General features: G+C 41.6%; 13 protein-coding genes. 10 read left to right on the top strand and 3 right to left on the bottom strand.

Features of this window, described 5'->3' with window-relative positions; genetic code table 11:
• Window positions 1–276: 276 nt before the first annotated feature.
• The 6 genes from JOC74_RS03975 (at window position 277) to odhB (ending at window position 9435) form a co-directional block, all read left to right on the top strand.
• Window positions 277–1557: a C40 family peptidase gene (locus JOC74_RS03975; RefSeq protein WP_053603067.1), complete on the top strand. Its 1281-nt coding sequence runs from the start codon at window positions 277–279 to the stop codon at window positions 1555–1557.
• A gap of 92 nt (window positions 1558–1649) precedes the next feature.
• Window positions 1650–2234, top strand: coding sequence for a superoxide dismutase family protein (locus JOC74_RS03970; RefSeq protein ID WP_053603066.1), 585 nt, complete (start codon window positions 1650–1652; stop codon window positions 2232–2234).
• 68 nt (window positions 2235–2302) lie between these two features.
• Window positions 2303–3193, top strand: a complete 891-nt coding sequence (locus JOC74_RS03965) for an ATP-binding protein (RefSeq protein ID WP_053603065.1) — start codon at window positions 2303–2305, stop codon at window positions 3191–3193.
• A gap of 8 nt (window positions 3194–3201) precedes the next feature.
• On the top strand, window positions 3202–5103 hold the full coding sequence (locus JOC74_RS03960; RefSeq protein ID WP_053603064.1) for a vWA domain-containing protein: 1902 nt from the start codon (window positions 3202–3204) through the stop codon (window positions 5101–5103).
• A 221-nt stretch (window positions 5104–5324) separates the two neighbouring features.
• Window positions 5325–8159 (top strand): 2-oxoglutarate dehydrogenase E1 component, encoded by a 2835-nt coding sequence (gene sucA, locus JOC74_RS03955; protein WP_053603063.1) that lies wholly within the window; start codon window positions 5325–5327, stop codon window positions 8157–8159.
• A gap of 13 nt (window positions 8160–8172) precedes the next feature.
• Window positions 8173–9435, top strand: a complete 1263-nt coding sequence (gene odhB / locus JOC74_RS03950; protein WP_053603062.1) for a 2-oxoglutarate dehydrogenase complex dihydrolipoyllysine-residue succinyltransferase — start codon at window positions 8173–8175, stop codon at window positions 9433–9435.
• Window positions 9436–9814: 379 nt separating this feature from the next.
• On the opposite strand, the gene JOC74_RS03945 is transcribed toward odhB, so the two are convergent.
• The 3 genes from JOC74_RS03945 to JOC74_RS03935 all read right to left on the bottom strand — a co-directional run bounded on the left by JOC74_RS03945 (window position 9815) and on the right by JOC74_RS03935 (window position 13619).
• Entirely contained in the window at window positions 9815–10735 is a 921-nt protein-coding gene (locus JOC74_RS03945) for a bile acid:sodium symporter family protein (RefSeq protein ID WP_376773349.1), read from the bottom strand.
• A 144-nt stretch (window positions 10736–10879) separates the two neighbouring features.
• Window positions 10880–11746 carry a superoxide dismutase gene (locus JOC74_RS03940; protein ID WP_053603059.1) on the bottom strand — a complete coding sequence of 289 codons (867 nt, stop codon included), beginning with the start codon at window positions 11744–11746 and terminating at the stop codon, window positions 10880–10882.
• A gap of 10 nt (window positions 11747–11756) precedes the next feature.
• Entirely contained in the window at window positions 11757–13619 is a 1863-nt protein-coding gene (locus JOC74_RS03935) for a terpene cyclase/mutase family protein (protein WP_053603058.1), read from the bottom strand.
• A 145-nt stretch (window positions 13620–13764) separates the two neighbouring features.
• Between JOC74_RS03935 and JOC74_RS03930 the strand changes: the two genes are divergently transcribed.
• From JOC74_RS03930 to clpP, 4 genes are all read left to right on the top strand, one after another.
• Window positions 13765–13977 carry a DUF6501 family protein gene (locus JOC74_RS03930; protein WP_053603057.1) on the top strand — a complete coding sequence of 71 codons (213 nt, stop codon included), beginning with the start codon at window positions 13765–13767 and terminating at the stop codon, window positions 13975–13977.
• 54 nt (window positions 13978–14031) lie between these two features.
• Complete coding sequence (locus JOC74_RS03925) at window positions 14032–14178, top strand: YozQ family protein (RefSeq protein ID WP_082363812.1); 147 nt, start codon at window positions 14032–14034, stop codon at window positions 14176–14178.
• A gap of 118 nt (window positions 14179–14296) precedes the next feature.
• Window positions 14297–14911, top strand: a complete 615-nt coding sequence (locus JOC74_RS03920) for a sigma-70 family RNA polymerase sigma factor (RefSeq protein WP_211086057.1) — start codon at window positions 14297–14299, stop codon at window positions 14909–14911.
• A 12-nt stretch (window positions 14912–14923) separates the two neighbouring features.
• Window positions 14924–15496, top strand: a complete 573-nt coding sequence (clpP, locus tag JOC74_RS03915; protein ID WP_053603055.1) for an ATP-dependent Clp endopeptidase proteolytic subunit ClpP — start codon at window positions 14924–14926, stop codon at window positions 15494–15496.
• The last annotated feature ends 99 nt before the right edge of the window (window positions 15497–15595 follow it).

Raw genomic sequence — 15595 nt, 5'->3', positions numbered from 1 at the left:
AATAAAGTGCATGAGTATTTAAAGATCGTTTCTAACATCATATCTCTCCCCGCATCAAAATATTGATCAACAGTTAATAGTTAGTAGTTTGCGCCGATAAGAAAAAGGGATGCATTATTTCTCTTAATAAAAAGTTTTTTGTTTTTTTATCTAATAGCAATTGTCTTTCCTGATGGACTTTTGTAAGATAATAGTATAATTGTGTCGAAAACCATGCAGTCTTGCCAAAAAGCAAGATTGCTGCAAAATGAAAAAGATAGGAGGCAAATTTTATTTATGAATAATAGAATCGTTGTCGGTTTGACTGCTTCTGCACTAGCGGGAACGGCTTTCGCAGCACCTTCAGCGGAAGCGGTCTCAATCACAGTGAAAAAGGGAGACTCTTTGTGGAAGCTATCGAGAGATTATCATACTAGTATTGATTCAATTAAATTAGCAAACAACCTATCTTCTACGCAGCTTATGATTGGGCAAGTCCTTAAAATCCCGAAAAAGGCAGACAGCAATACACAGAAAAAGACTGCAGTACCAGCTAAAAAGCCTGCGAAACCTTCGATCTCTACATATACTGTGAAATACGGTGATTCGTTATGGATGATTGCCAGAAATAGCCACACTTCAGTGCAAGAGATTCGAAACTTAAATTCGTTATCAAGTGATATGATTTATCCAGGACAAAAATTAAAGCTGAAAAAGAGTTCACAATCGTCTCAGCAAAAACCGTCATCGGGTTCAATCGTTCAAACGAATACTGATTCAGTCGATACTGATACATATCAAGTGCAGCTTGGAGATTCCCTATGGAAGATAGCTAATAAGCATAATCTTTCATTAGCTGAATTAAAAACATTAAATCAACTGACATCCGATACCATTTATCCAGGCAAAATATTAAAGCTGAAGGCGTCAGGTAAGCCACCGGCTGAGAAACCGCAAGATATAGAGCAGTCCCAAGAGCCTGAGAAACCGGAAAACCCTTCTTCCGCGGCGGAACATACTGTAAAAGCAGGTGATTCCCTATGGAAGATTGCAAACCAGTATAACATTTCTGTTCAACAGATTAGAGATTTCAATCAATTAGTATCGGATGTTCTCCAAATTGGACAAGTGATCCGCATTTCAGAGGCTGGCAAAAAGCCCGAGCCTACTCAGCCAGTGAATCCGCCTTCTCAGCCATCAACCGATCCGGAGCAAATTGGGATCAAAGCAGACCGGATGATAGAAGAAGCAATGAAATACATAGGTGTCCCATATCGTTGGGGCGGAAATAACCCATCAGGATTTGATTGCAGCGGGTTTATCTATTACTCGATAAATAAAGTCGCGTCTATTTCTCGATTAAGCACAGCCGGCTATTGGAACTCTATGAAGTCAATTGGAGAACCTTCCCGCGGTGATTTTGTATATTTCACAACGTATAAAGCAGGTCCGTCTCATATGGGTATTTATTTAGGAAACGGAGACTTTATTCATGCTGGCTCGTCGGGTGTTGAAATCTCAAACTTAAGCAATTCCTATTGGAACAAACGATATCTTGGAGCAAAACGTTTCTTTTAAAAAGCCATTTTAATGGCTTTTTTTGTTTACGCTGATTTTAATCTGTCCACACTAACAAAAGCATTAAATATATTAGAGGCGTGGGGGTTGAAATGAAACAGTTTGTAACAGGATTCCTTGCTTCCTTACTATTAATTTCTAGTGCCGGTTGTGGAACGAAAAATGACGGGAGCGTATCAAAAGAGAATTCGAAAGAAGTAGCAGAAATGGCTGGGGGAGTATATCGAATACCAATGGTCAATCAAAAAAGAAATACGGTTGGATACATTGAGGTTTATGAATCAAAGGAAAAAGGCGTGGATATCCATTTATCGGCGAGCGAATTACCGCCTGGTACGCTGGCTTTTCATATTTTCGAAAAAGCAGAGTGTACAGCGCCGACCTTTGAATCAGCGGGTTCTGTTTTTAACCCGACCAATAAAGAACACGGTTTCGATAATCCAAAAGGGCCTTATGCCGGAGACCTGCCAAATATTGAAGTCGGTGCCGATGGGAAGGTTGACATCATCGTCAATGCACCTGATGTGACAATCAGTCAAGGTAAGCTTTCTCTATTAGATAATGACGGAAGTGCTTTTATCATTCACAGCGGACAGGATGATTATCTCACGAACCCGAGCGGAAATTCTGGTGAACGAATTGTATGCGGATCTATTAAAAACGGTGAAGCGCAGTAGATTGCAGGCAGCGGACTTTTTCTAGTATACTCGAGGTTGTATCAGTAAACTTGGAGAGGAAGCATAGAATGAATCAACAAATAGAAAAATTAATTCTGCCGGAATCAATCCAAACAAAAATAAAAGCTTTTCATAAACAAAACATTACTGAAGAAGATCAATCGTTAATCGGATCTCCTGGATATGCATCAGACAACGAATTCATATTGATAGATGCCATTATCTCTCTTGCTATGGGAAAAAATATATTGCTTAAAGGACCAACGGGATCGGGTAAAACGAAGCTTGCCGAGACACTGTCAGCTGTATTTCATCAGCCGATGCACAGCATCAATTGCTCCGTCGATTTAGATGCTGAGGCGTTAGTCGGTTATAAAACAATCACCAATGAAAGCGGACAATCTGCGATTGAATTTGTTCCAGGTCCTGTCACAAAGGCGATGCAAAAAGGGCAATTTCTTTATATTGATGAAATAAATATGGCAAAGCCTGAGACTCTGCCTATTTTAAACGGCGTCCTCGACTACAGAAAACGAATGACAAATCCATTTACGGGTGAGGTTGTTCAAGCAAAGGAAGGCTTTGGTGTTATTGCAGCAATCAATGAAGGGTACGTAGGGACCGTACCTTTAAATGAAGCGCTGAAAAACCGTTTCGTCATCATTGACGTTCCTTATGTTACCGGAAAAATTTTAGAAGATGTGTTAAAGAGCCAATCGACTTTGTCAAACGAAAAATTAATCAAGCAATTTGTTCAATTGTCGTCCGATTTGCTTATTCAGACAGAAAATGGAACGGTTTCCGAAGATGCAGCTTCCATACGGGCCCTGTTGGACACATGTGACCTTGCGGCTTATATTCCTCCTTTGCGAGCAATTGAGAGAGGGGTCGTTGAAAAACTAGAGGATGAACGAGAAAAAGCAGCAGTAAGAAATATTGCTCAAACATTATTTGAATGAGGGTTCCTATGAAGTTTATTAAATTCAACGATAGCACGATCGACTCCTTTTTGTTTATGGAAATGAATGATCTTGCAAAAACCTTGTCTTCGAATCATTCCGTAGAAGTTGAGTATGGCGTGCAATCCTATTACCATCCTTATGAAAATAAAATATACATGAGTCATTTCTGGAAGGACCGGCCTTACGAAGATTTGCGAGCTGGATTAAAAAGCGACATTTATCTCAGATCGATTGGGTCACGTTTTCATTCGTTTCCGGACACGGCAAACTTTTTGCGGCAAATGAAAGGCAAAAAGCTTTCGAGCTTGGCGAAGCAGCTTGTAAGCCTTTTTGAAGATATTCGAATCGAAGAATTAGTAAAATCTTCTCGTCCTGGAACGAAATCAATTTTTCAACAGCGCCGCGAGCTGTATCGCAAGCATTTTCGCACACAGCTGACTCTTAATAAAGAACGAAGCATTTTTACCGATGCTTTGTTTTGCGGAATTTATTTGAAGCTGACAGCGGACTCGCCGCTTGAAGAGATTCCTGATATCCGCGAGGACATTACCGCCGCGAAACCGTATATTGAAAGTCAGTTAAGCAGAATCTATGATGCACGTTCGACAAATGAAATCATTGTGATCGCTAGGAACTTAGTCGATCTCTTTGAAGAAATACTTAATAAAGATATGCTGAATACGTATTTCTTTCTACCCGACATCAGTGTGGTGCAGTTGGAGGAGGCAGAGAAGCTTGAGGAAAATACGAAGCTGAGTGAAGATATTGCCTTAGAAGACCAAGAAAAGGAAGAAAAAGACGTAGAGGACGAAACACTTCCTACCTGGCATAGAGAAACGAATGCCGAATCAAAGAGCTTTTTGCAATTTGATGTAGAACATGGCGCAAAAACCAATCGATTAGGAAACTCATTTCGTGAAGGCGATGATGGGGATCAAGCTTTTGGTATCGTACAGGGAAGAAGCAGTCAGTCGAAAAGAAAGGATTATTCCAAGCTTGAATCACATGACGCCGTGAACGATGAACCGGCAAACAACGGCAATGATGACTTTGGCAAAGAAAACAAATTCGCTGTCGCAAAATTCACATCACCGCATAAACCAACACTGAAAGAAACGCTTGACTATCAAATTCAAGTGAAATCTATCTCGTTTTACCAAAAAAAATTAAAGCAGATGATTCAAAAAACGTTAGAGCACAAAAGGACGCAGCCCAAAACAAATTTGCACGCCGGCCGCTTAAACAAAAAGCTGCTGAGGTATTTCACAGAGGAAAATCCGCGGCTTTTTTATAAAAAGCAGGAGCTTTCAAAAGAAATTGATGCTGCATTTCTCCTGCTCGTTGATTGCTCGGCAAGCATGTTCGATAAAATGGATGAAACGAAAAAGGGGATTGCCCTTTTTCACGAGTCATTAAAATCTGTTCAGGTGAAGCATCAAGTGATTGGCTTTTGGGAAGAAGAGGCCACGGAAGAGGAGCAGCCAAACTATTTTAAGACGATCATTCCATTTGAACAGTCACTAAAACGCGTGACTGGCCCTGAAATTATGCAGCTTGAACCGGAGGAAGATAACCGCGACGGCTTTGCCATTAGGCAGGCTATTCGCATGTTCAGGCACAGACACGAGAAACAGAAATTTTTAATTGTCTTCTCTGATGGTGAACCAGCAGCATACGGGTATGAACAAAACGGAATAGTGGATACTCACGAAGCGGTTATTACTGCAAGAAAAAGGGGTATAGAAGTAATAAATGTATTTTTGTCAAATAGTCAAATTGAAGAGGCTCAAAAGAAAACCATTCAGAATATGTATGGAAGATACAGTTTGTTCGTTCCAAATGTAGACCAGCTTCCGGACGTTCTTTATCCGTTATTGAAGAAATTACTGAACAAGAGCATAGTTTGATTCGTTCGCTATGCTCTTGTCATTTGAAAAAAATACCTGTTTATCAACTCGCTAGATTTTTTTCAGAATAGATGCACAATCATTGTAGAAACCAACGCAAATTAATGATAAAATAATTATGGAAGCGTTTTAATTACATAATTCTGGACGTTATTGTTCAGATGGTATATTAATATAGTTAATTAGCTGCTTATTTAACTATAAGATGGGGGAATGTTCATATGTTGCAAAACAGTATGAAACAACGGTTAACTTGGGATGATTTTCACGGCCCGAACCTCGGTTACGTGCAAGAGCTTTATGATCAATATGTAAATGATCCGGAAAGCCTTGACAGTGAATTCAGGGAGATGTTTGATGAATTAGGAAGGCCGCCGAGCCAAATTAAAAAAGCGGAAGGTTCATTAGCAGAAGGAATCCAGACGCTTCAAAACGTACAAAAAATTGCTTCCGTCGTAAAACTGGCTGAAGATATTCGTACGTATGGCCATTTAAACGCTTCAGTCAATCCCTTAAGAAAAACGCAAGAAAAAAAAGTGCTTTTCCCATTGCGTGATTATGGCCTGACAGAGGAAGACGTAAAAGCAGTTCCTGCTTCCGTAATCTGCAAGGACGCTCCTCCCACTGTCAAAGACGGGTTGGATGCTATTCTTCATTTAAAAGAGACGTATAAAAAAACAATCTCTTTCGAATTTGACCACGTCCACAGCTTTGAAGAGAGAAATTGGCTGACGAAGCTAGTTGAATCGGGGGAACTCTTTTCAGAACATTCGAAAGATAAATTGGTCGGTGTGTTAAACAGGCTGGCTGAAGTGGAAGGCTTCGAACAGTATTTGCATCGGACATTTGTCGGCCAAAAACGTTTTTCGATTGAAGGATTGGATTGTTTGGTGCCAATCTTAGACGAAATTGTGGCAAAAACAGTATCTGCTGGTACAGAGAGCATTAATATCGGCATGGCTCACCGGGGACGCTTAAATGTCCTGGCACACGTATTAGGAAAACCGTATGACATTATTTTCTCAGAATTTCAGCACGCCCCAAATAAGGATATCGTTCCTTCAGAAGGCTCGATAGGCATCAACTACGGCTGGTCCGGCGATGTAAAATACCATCTTGGTGCGAATAAAAATATTCAAGAAAAAGACGCGAAGCCTGTAAAAATAACATTAGCCAACAATCCGAGCCACTTGGAATTCATTGATCCGATCGTTGAGGGAAGCACAAGAGCGTCTCAAGAAACTCGATCAAAAGCCGGTTATCCTGAACAGGAAATCAGGAAATCTCTTGCTATTTTGATCCATGGGGATGCTGCTTTTCCAGGGGAAGGCATCGTGTCTGAAACGCTTAACCTGAGCCAGCTTTCCGGGTACCAGGTTGGCGGAACAATCCATATTATCGCAAATAATATGATCGGATTTACAACGGAAAGTAATGAATCACGATCAACAAAATATGCCAGTGACCTTGCGAAGGGATTTGAAATTCCTATTGTCCACGTCAATGCTGATGATCCTGAAGCTTGTCTTGCAGCTGTTCAGCTCGCTGTTGAATATCGGGAAAAATTCAAGAAAGATTTTCTAATAGATTTAATCGGCTATCGAAGATTTGGGCACAACGAGATGGATGAACCGGCGACGACTCAGCCGATGCTCTATGACGCTGTAAGGAAACACCCTACAGTCAAACAGATTTTTGCCGAAAAATTACTAGCTAAAGGCATTGCTGAAAAAGAAGAGATTGAAAAAAGCTTTGATATGATTACAAAACGATTTGAAGCAGCTTATCGAAATGTTCCGAAGAACAAAGAGGACACGATAGCGGATATCGAATTGCCTGCCCCTGTCTCAAATGGTTTTCCGGCAATTGATACGTCCATTAAGTTCGATGTGTTGCGTAAGCTCAACAGTGAGCTTGTAACCTATCCAGAAGGCTTCAACGTATTCGGAAAGCTTCAACGAATTCTTGAAAAACGAGCAAAAGCGTTTGAGGATGACCGAAAAGTGGAGTGGTCACTGGCTGAATCTCTTGCTTTTGCCTCGATTTTAAAAGATGGCATTCCGGTCCGGCTAACCGGCCAGGACTCAGAACGAGGGACATTTGCCCAGAGAAACCTTGTGCTGCATGACAGCAAAACCGGCGATGAGTTCGTACCGCTGCATCATTTGTCTAGTGCCGATGCCTCGTTTGCCGTTTACAACAGCCCGCTCTCAGAAGGCTCCGTACTCGGCTTTGAATACGGGTATAACGTTGCTTCACCGGAAACATTAGTCATTTGGGAAGCCCAATACGGAGATTTCGCAAATGCTGCTCAGGTCTATTTTGATCAATTTATTTCAGCTGGAAGAGCAAAATGGGGACAAACTTCGGGAATGGTTATTTTACTGCCGCATGGTTATGAAGGACAAGGTCCAGAGCACTCGAGCGGACGAACCGAACGGTTTTTACAGCTTGCTGCCGAGAACAACTGGACTGTTGCTAATGTTACGAGCGCAGCACAGTATTTCCACATATTGCGAAGACAGGCGAAAATGCTGCTGCGTGAAGAAATTCGCCCTCTTGTGATCATGACGCCAAAAAGCTTACTTAGAAATCCGAACACAATTTCCGAGGTCCAAGAATTAACGGAAAGCACGTTTAAGCCTGTTCTTGAGCAAAACAGTAAGGCGCAAGTTGAAGAGAAAGTGACGCGGCTCGTTCTCTCCAGCGGTAAAGTTGCAATTGATTTGGGTGATTTTTATAATCAAATTAAAGAGGATAAGGAATGGGTTCATTTAGCAAGAGTAGAGGAGCTCTATCCTTTCCCGGCGAAAGAAATAAAAAAAGTATTGAGCAAGCTGACAAATCTTGAAGAAATAGTATGGGTACAAGAAGAACCTCAAAACATGGGTGGATGGAATTATATTGATCCTTATTTAAGGGAGCTGGCACCAAAAGGAGTGTCCGTGCGTTACATTGGGCGAAGAAGAAGATCCAGTCCGGCAGAAGGGGACCCGACCGTTCATAAAAAAGAGCAAGTACGCATTATGACAGAAAGCCTATTACGCAAACATTAAGGGGGAAATGGTAATGGCGGAAATAAAAGTACCAGAATTGGCAGAATCAATTTCAGAGGGAACAATTGCACAATGGCTGAAACAGCCGGGGGACTATGTAGAACAGGGAGAATACTTGCTTGAGCTGGAAACAGATAAAGTAAATGTCGAATTAACGGCAGAACAATCAGGGGTATTAAAAGAGGTCCTTAAGGATTCCGGAGATACTGTTCAAGTTGGCGAAATCATCGGAACCATAACCGAGGGAGAAGGAAGCGGCCAGGGCTCCAATTCTGAAAGCCAGGAAGAAGCTGTCTCTTCTACGGCCAATCAGAATGAGGAAATGACAGAACCAGCTGCACAAGAGAACGTGCAAAAAGAGGAAGCCAAAAGAAGAACGGTCGCTTCACCTGCCGCTAGAAAACTAGCTCGTGAAAAAGGGATTGACTTATCTGAAATAACTGCAGGAGATCCATTGGGAAGAGTCCGCAGGCAGGATGTCGAAGCCTACGACAAAAAACCAGCTCCGGCTAAGGAAACAGCTCAATCAAGCAAGACTGTTTCTCAGCCAGCTCCTTCTAAACAGGATCCAGAAAAACCGTTTGAAAGACAGAAAATGTCAAGGCGCAGACAAACAATTGCCAAGCGTCTGGTTGAAGTCCAGCAAACATCTGCCATGCTGACAACCTTCAATGAAGTGGACATGACAGCCGTAATGGATGTAAGGAAACGACGCAAAGACAAATTTCTTGAGCAGCATGAAGTGAAATTAGGTTTTATGTCCTTTTTCACGAAAGCTGTCGTTGCAGCACTCAAAAAATTCCCGTTGTTAAACGCTGAAATTCAAGGTGACGAGCTAGTGATTAAAAAGTTTTACGATATCGGAATCGCCGTTTCCGCAGCTGAAGGACTTGTCGTCCCCGTCGTCCGTGATGCCGACCGTTTATCATTTGCCGGAATTGAGAACGAAATTGCCGAGCTTGCAAAGAAAGCGAGAGATAACAAGCTGACTCTCTCTGAGCTTCAAGGCGGCACGTTTACAATAACTAACGGCGGAACATTTGGTTCATTAATGTCAACGCCTATTTTAAACAGCCCTCAAGTCGGCATTCTGGGAATGCATAAAATCCAGCTAAGACCGGTAGCCATTGATGCCGAACAATTCGAGAACAGACCGATGATGTACATCGCCCTGTCCTATGATCATCGAATCGTTGATGGCAAGGAAGCAGTCAGCTTTCTCGTCACAATTAAAGATTTGCTGGAGGATCCAGAGCAGCTGCTGCTGGAAGGGTAGTCACAGAGTTAAAAACATCCTGTTTCTCTTTGGGAGCAGGATCTTTTTGTATCATTTAAAAATTAAAATTGTATAAAAGATGTATGAAAAAGCCGCGAAAATCCTTGGAAATCAAGGTTCTTCGCGGGTTTTTCATGAGAGGTTTGGGATATAAGCCTATTCAAACCATTTACTATAAACAGATCTATGGACCAATTCCATTTATCAATGGTTTGATGATAAATTTGGAAATGCAAGCCCTCTATTTTTGTGCAGAAAAAGAAGCCAACCTGCAGTTTTCACGTGGGTTGGCTTCCTAAAATATCGTCAAAAAAACGAAGAATAAGAAAGATTAAAGCAATCACTTCTGAGTGGTGTTTGATATTTGATCAAGCTTTATTTAAGCAACATATTTGCCTTTTTTCTTCTCCGCCTTTCTAGCCCAATAGGAGGCTATCCAAGACCCGGAGAGATTATGCCATACACTGAAAATCGCGCTCGGTACCGCAGCTAATGGATTAAAATGAGCTGTCGCAAGTGCGACGCCCAGCCCCGAATTTTGCATACCGACTTCAATGGCAATCGCTTTTCGGGAAGGGTAGTCCATCTTGAACAGCTTGGCAGCCCCATACCCAATCGCAAGACCGAGTGAATTATGCAAAATCACAACGGCAAAAATCGGCAAGCCCGATTGCAAAATATTGTTTTTGTTTAACCCGACGACACATCCGACAATGGCAATGATACTAATGACAGAAACAAGCGGAAGAGCGTCAACCGCTTTATCCACATGCTTTTTAAAAATGAGTTTGACAACCAAGCCTACTATAATAGGCAAAAGGACGACATTCAGAATCGATGAAAATAAATCACCCGGGTCGACTGGAAGCCATTCTCTGGCAAATACCAAAATTAACAGCGGCGTAACAAACGGCGCTAAAAGTGTAGAAATGGTAGTAACAGCAACAGATAATGCCGTATTTCCTTTGGCAAGAAACGTAATGACGTTGGATGCAGTACCGCCAGGACAGCATCCGACAAGAATCACGCCGATGGCGATATCAGGCGGCAGGTTTAAAAGAGTGGCTAACCCGAACGCTGTTAACGGCATGATAGTGTACTGTGCCAAAACACCGATGATCACGTGAAGAGGCTTTCTGCCCAGCTCCTTAAAATCACTGAGTGATAATGTTAATCCCATTCCGAACATAATGATGGAGAGGAATAGAGAAATATGCGGTTTAATCCATATAAATAAAATGGGAAAGAAAAAGCCTAAAACGGCAATTAAGATGACCCAGAGAGAAAATGTTTTCCCCATAAATTGACTGGCGCTGCGTAAGCTGTTCAATTCAAAAACTCCTATCCTGATAAAATAATGTTTAGTATATAATCTAACATTCCTCTATTATAATTATTATTCTGAATATTACAATCCTTTTTTTCGGAGTTTTCGACAATTTTTTTAATATGATTCCCACGATACTGCTTTGGCTTGCTTGAACCTACTTTCCGGATCGCTCCAATCGACCACATTCCACCAATTATCAACATATTTCGGCCTCTCATTTTTATATTGTAAATAATAAGCGTGCTCCCATACATCGAGGACTAAGAGAGGAATCACGTCCCACTGGCTCAGATTTTGGTGCTTTTCTGCAGTTAAAATTTCTAATCGGTTCGCTCTTGGCGCCCATACCAAAATCGCCCAACCTGCACCTTCAACATTTTTTGCAGCTTCAGAGAATTGCTCCTTAAATGCTGAGAAGCTCCCGAACGATTGGTCAATTAACTGAAGCAGCTCACCGGTAGGGTATCTTTTCCCATGGGGGCTCATGTTCTTCCAAAAAATAGTGTGTAAATAGTGGCCGGCTCCATGAAAGGCAAGCTCTCGTTCATAATGCTTGATGAGGGCAAAATTTTTCGTTTCCCGCGCATTTTTCAAGGCCAGTTCGGCTTTATTTAATCCGTCAACGTAGCTTTGATGATGCTTCGCATGATGCAAATACATGATTTCTCTGGAGATATAAGGCTCAAGTGCTTGGTAAGAGTATCCTAACGGCGGAAGCTTATGTTTTCCGGGCGGTACAGGTTTATTCTTCACCCGAGCTTCTGTAGAACGGCTTCCTTCAAATGCTTGATGAATATCGGTTGCCATTAAGTAGCAATCTTGGATTGTATAATTGTCATCTGCCAAAGCTTCATAGAGAAGGTCAAGATCTTTTTGAAACTCATCCTTTTCATCTTGATCTAAATGACGGGAAATTCCGAGCGCTGTTTCAAGCTCCTTTCCCCAGCTATAAAGTTGAAATTGATAATCTTTAGGAATCATGCTTTCACCCTCATTCGATTCGTTTTTTTAAGTATTGATTACAGGCCAGCAAAGAAAATATATGCGGATAGCTATGATATCTGATATAAAATTGCTTGGGCAATCCTATTCCTGTTGGATATGCGAGCTGCTTCTTTGAATGGTTCTCGGTTACGATAAAGTTCATTCCTTTTTCAATCACCGGTTCATCGGCACTCTCATACTGCAGCAAAGCTTCGATTGCCCATGAGGTTTGCACAATTGTCCCAAACGGGAGAGGGACATAAGCTTTTAACTCGCAGCTTTTGCACGATTCCCCAAAGCTTCCATCAGGCAGCTGAATGCTTTTAAGCCAATGTATCGCCTTTCTCACTGCCGGGTGGCTGCTAGTGACTCCTGCTGCTCGTAACCCTGTGAGGGCGGCCCACGTGCCGTAAATATAACAAACTCCCCATCTGCCATACCATGAGCCATTGGCTTCTTGATGATCCAGAAGCCAATCCACTGCCCTTTTAATTGTTCCTCCTTTTTTCGATAGGAGTGTTTTTGTTGCCAAAAAGTGAAGCACGCGTCCAGTCAAGTCAGCTGTCGAAGGATCTATCGCAGCTTCCTCAGCTGATTCCAAAGGCAGTGACTTTAGTAAAGGATGATCCATATTTTTTTCAAAAGCGCCGTATCCGCCATACCTGTTCTGCATCGAAAGCAGCCATTGCAATCCTCTATACCAAGCCCCTTCATTCTTGCGGAAGGGGATCGCTTTGAGCGCAGCAGCTGTATCATCGCAATCAGGATTATTCGTATTAATATCGGAAAACCCCCAGCCTCCGGGACGACCTTTCGGATTTCTTATAATCCAATCCGCTGTTTTATAATGCTGTCTGCGTAACAAATAGTCGGCAGCGGCATTGGTGCAATCTTCATATTCAGATTTTTCCGCTTCCTGAATGGCGTAACTGACCAGAGCTGTATCCCATACTGTTGACGTCGAATTTTCAAGGTACACGTAATGTTCAGATTTTGATATGAGAGAGGCGGTTCCGCTGATCGCTTTCTGAATGACGGGAGAATTTTTTTTATAACCAAGGGAGAGCAGGCTGTATATCATAAATATGGTTGCAGTGGCATAGCTGTATAATGTTCCGTCCTTTTCAATCCGGTCAAGCATATATTTAACTCCGGTCCGATAGCCCAGTTCATGAAAATAAGCAGGCAGAGCCCACGCGTATCTCCATATTTCATTTAACTCTGGCCATCCTCGTGATTCCTTTGCCTCAAGCCACGTGAAAGGATTGTATGTCATATTACCGTCTAGATGGCCGAGAGAGGTAATTGTGTTGTTTTTTACGATAAATCTGCGGTTTAACGTAATCGCCATCGGGACGAAATGAATTCTCGCGTAGGTGCTCAAATGGTAAAAATGAAGCGGGAATGAGGTTGGAATGTGCATAAAAGACATAGGAAGATATAGGACAGGCCATGGATACCATCCGTTTACGGCAAGCATCCATTTCGTCATAAAATGAACGTCAGAAAGACCTCTAGAGACAATAAACTGCTCAGCTTTTACCATATGAGGATCAGATCTTTTGTAAATCCCTGAAGCGAGCATGCCGACATAGCCTTGAACCGTAGCTGTCAAGTTGCCGGAAGCCTCATCAGCAAAATTAGTGAATGTACCATCCATGTTTTGTTTGGCGTGGATCTCTCTGGCAAGATTGGCTATAAGCTCTTTATTCTTATATTCGAGAGAGGTCAAAAGCAAAATGAAGAAGCAATTCGTTGTTATCGGGCCTTCAAAAGAAAAACGCCAGGAGCCGTCACTTTTTTGCGCCTTTTTTAAAAAGGATAATTTTTTACTCTGAAAAAGCTCAGCTCTTTCTTTGAGTGAGTCCATATGGCATTCCTCCCTGATTCATAGGTATTCAATCATTAATTAAAAAATGATTGAATAACCAAGGATCGCTAAAGGGAAGGTTGACTCCTTGCCAAGATTGCTTTTAAATAGAGGTATAATTATTGGATGAATAAGGAGAATTCACATGCTGCATGAAAACTGGGAAACGAAAGAAACGATTAAAAAGGTGAAATGTATCCAAACCGATGCGAAAAAATACATTGTCAACAACGTATTGACTGTTGGAAAAGTATACGAAGTCAAAAATGAAACAGAAGAATTTTTGTTTGTCGTTGACAATACGAAAAAGATCGGCGGATTTTATAAAGAATATTTTGAAGATTTACCTTCTGTATGATAATTTCAATTTTGCCTATCCTATAAGCAAGAAATAAGAAAGGAAGGCGAAGCAATGAAGCCACGTAAAGTAAAAAGAGACAGCGACCACGCGAAGGAAGAAACCATATACGAGGACGCGGAACAAGGTCTGGCTGTCATAGAAGAGCAGATTTCTGATACGTATAATGAAGGTACCATTGATCAAAAAGAAAATAAGTAATTCTTCCCCGAAAACACAGCAGATAAAAAATTCTTCTGTGTTTTCTTTTTTACCCATATCAAAATCTTCTTCTCATTCGTTTACTATATAAGAGGCCTCTTAAGGAGAGTGTGTACACATGTCCAGTTCTAAAGATCAATCATTAATGAACTATTGCTATTTGTTAACCGGTAACAAATGGGATGCTGAAGATTTATGGCAAGACACGTATATAAAGCTTAATGAACAACATAAAAAAGCGGTGTGCTCCCCGGCGTACGACAGAACCGTGGCAAGAAACCACTGGATTGATAACCTGCGGAAAAAAAACCGGGAACAAATGCTGATCGCCCAATTGCAAGAACAGTCTAAACCGACAGGTAGCCAAGAGAGCGGAGAGTGTCTGGAATTAATCAGAAAGCTTTCCGGATTGCTGACGGCAAAACAGATCACCGTGTTTTTCTTAAAGGATGTGTTTATGTATCAGCTGAACGAAATCGCAGCTCTTATTGAAAAACCTGAATCCACGGTAAAATCATTGCTTTTTCGGGCAAGACAGCAGCTGAAAAAAATTCATATTGAATTTGAAGAAATAGAGCGCGGAATTACTGAGGCGGAGGAATTACTGTTAATAAAGGCTATAAAATACGAAAACCCTTCATATCTCTTTTCATTTGCCGAACGTACCGGGCTTCGCATGAATCGATCCATCCGTTTTGCCAAAGGAATGTCTGCTCCGAGGTGCGCCGCATAGGAGGAAACAATATTGAATGCCATTCCTTACGTAATTGAGCAAACTTCAAGAGGAGAACGCTCATATGATATTTTTTCAAGGCTTTTGAAAGACAGAATCATTATCATTGGTTCTGAGGTCAATGATGATTTGGCAAGCCGTGTGACCTCTCAGCTGTTATTTTTAGCCGCAGAAGATGATGCCAAGGATATTCATATCTATATTAACAGCCCGGGCGGATCTACAACTGCCGGATTTGCCATATTGGATACGATGAATTATGTAAAACCGGAAATTCGGACCATTTGCATGGGCATAGCTGCTTCGATGGGAGCCATTCTGTTTGCAGGAGGTACGAAAGGAAAGAGGTACGCACTTCCAAACAGTGAATTTATGATTCATCAACCGCTTGGCGGTGTTCAAGGTCAAGCGACAGACATGGAGATTTCAGCAAAAAGAATTATCAAGCTTAAAGAAAAATTAAAGGAATATTTGCACGAAAAAACCGGCCAGCCGATCGAGAGGCTGACAGAAGATATGGAACGAGATTATTTCATGAGTGCAAAAGAAGCACTGGAATACGGGCTGGCAGACCAAATATTATAAACAGAAATGAATTAAAGGGGCAGCTGCCTCTTTTTTTTTGAAGGATAAAATAATGTATTTGTAATCTTTTTGTAATTGAGTAAACGACATGCTTATCGT

The sequence above is a fragment of the Bacillus capparidis genome (assembly GCF_017832095.1).
GTDB lineage: Bacteria > Bacillota > Bacilli > Bacillales > Bacillaceae > Bacillus > Bacillus gobiensis.
Note: the sequence above shows the minus strand (reverse complement) of the source record. Positions and strands in the feature narration are given on the sequence as shown.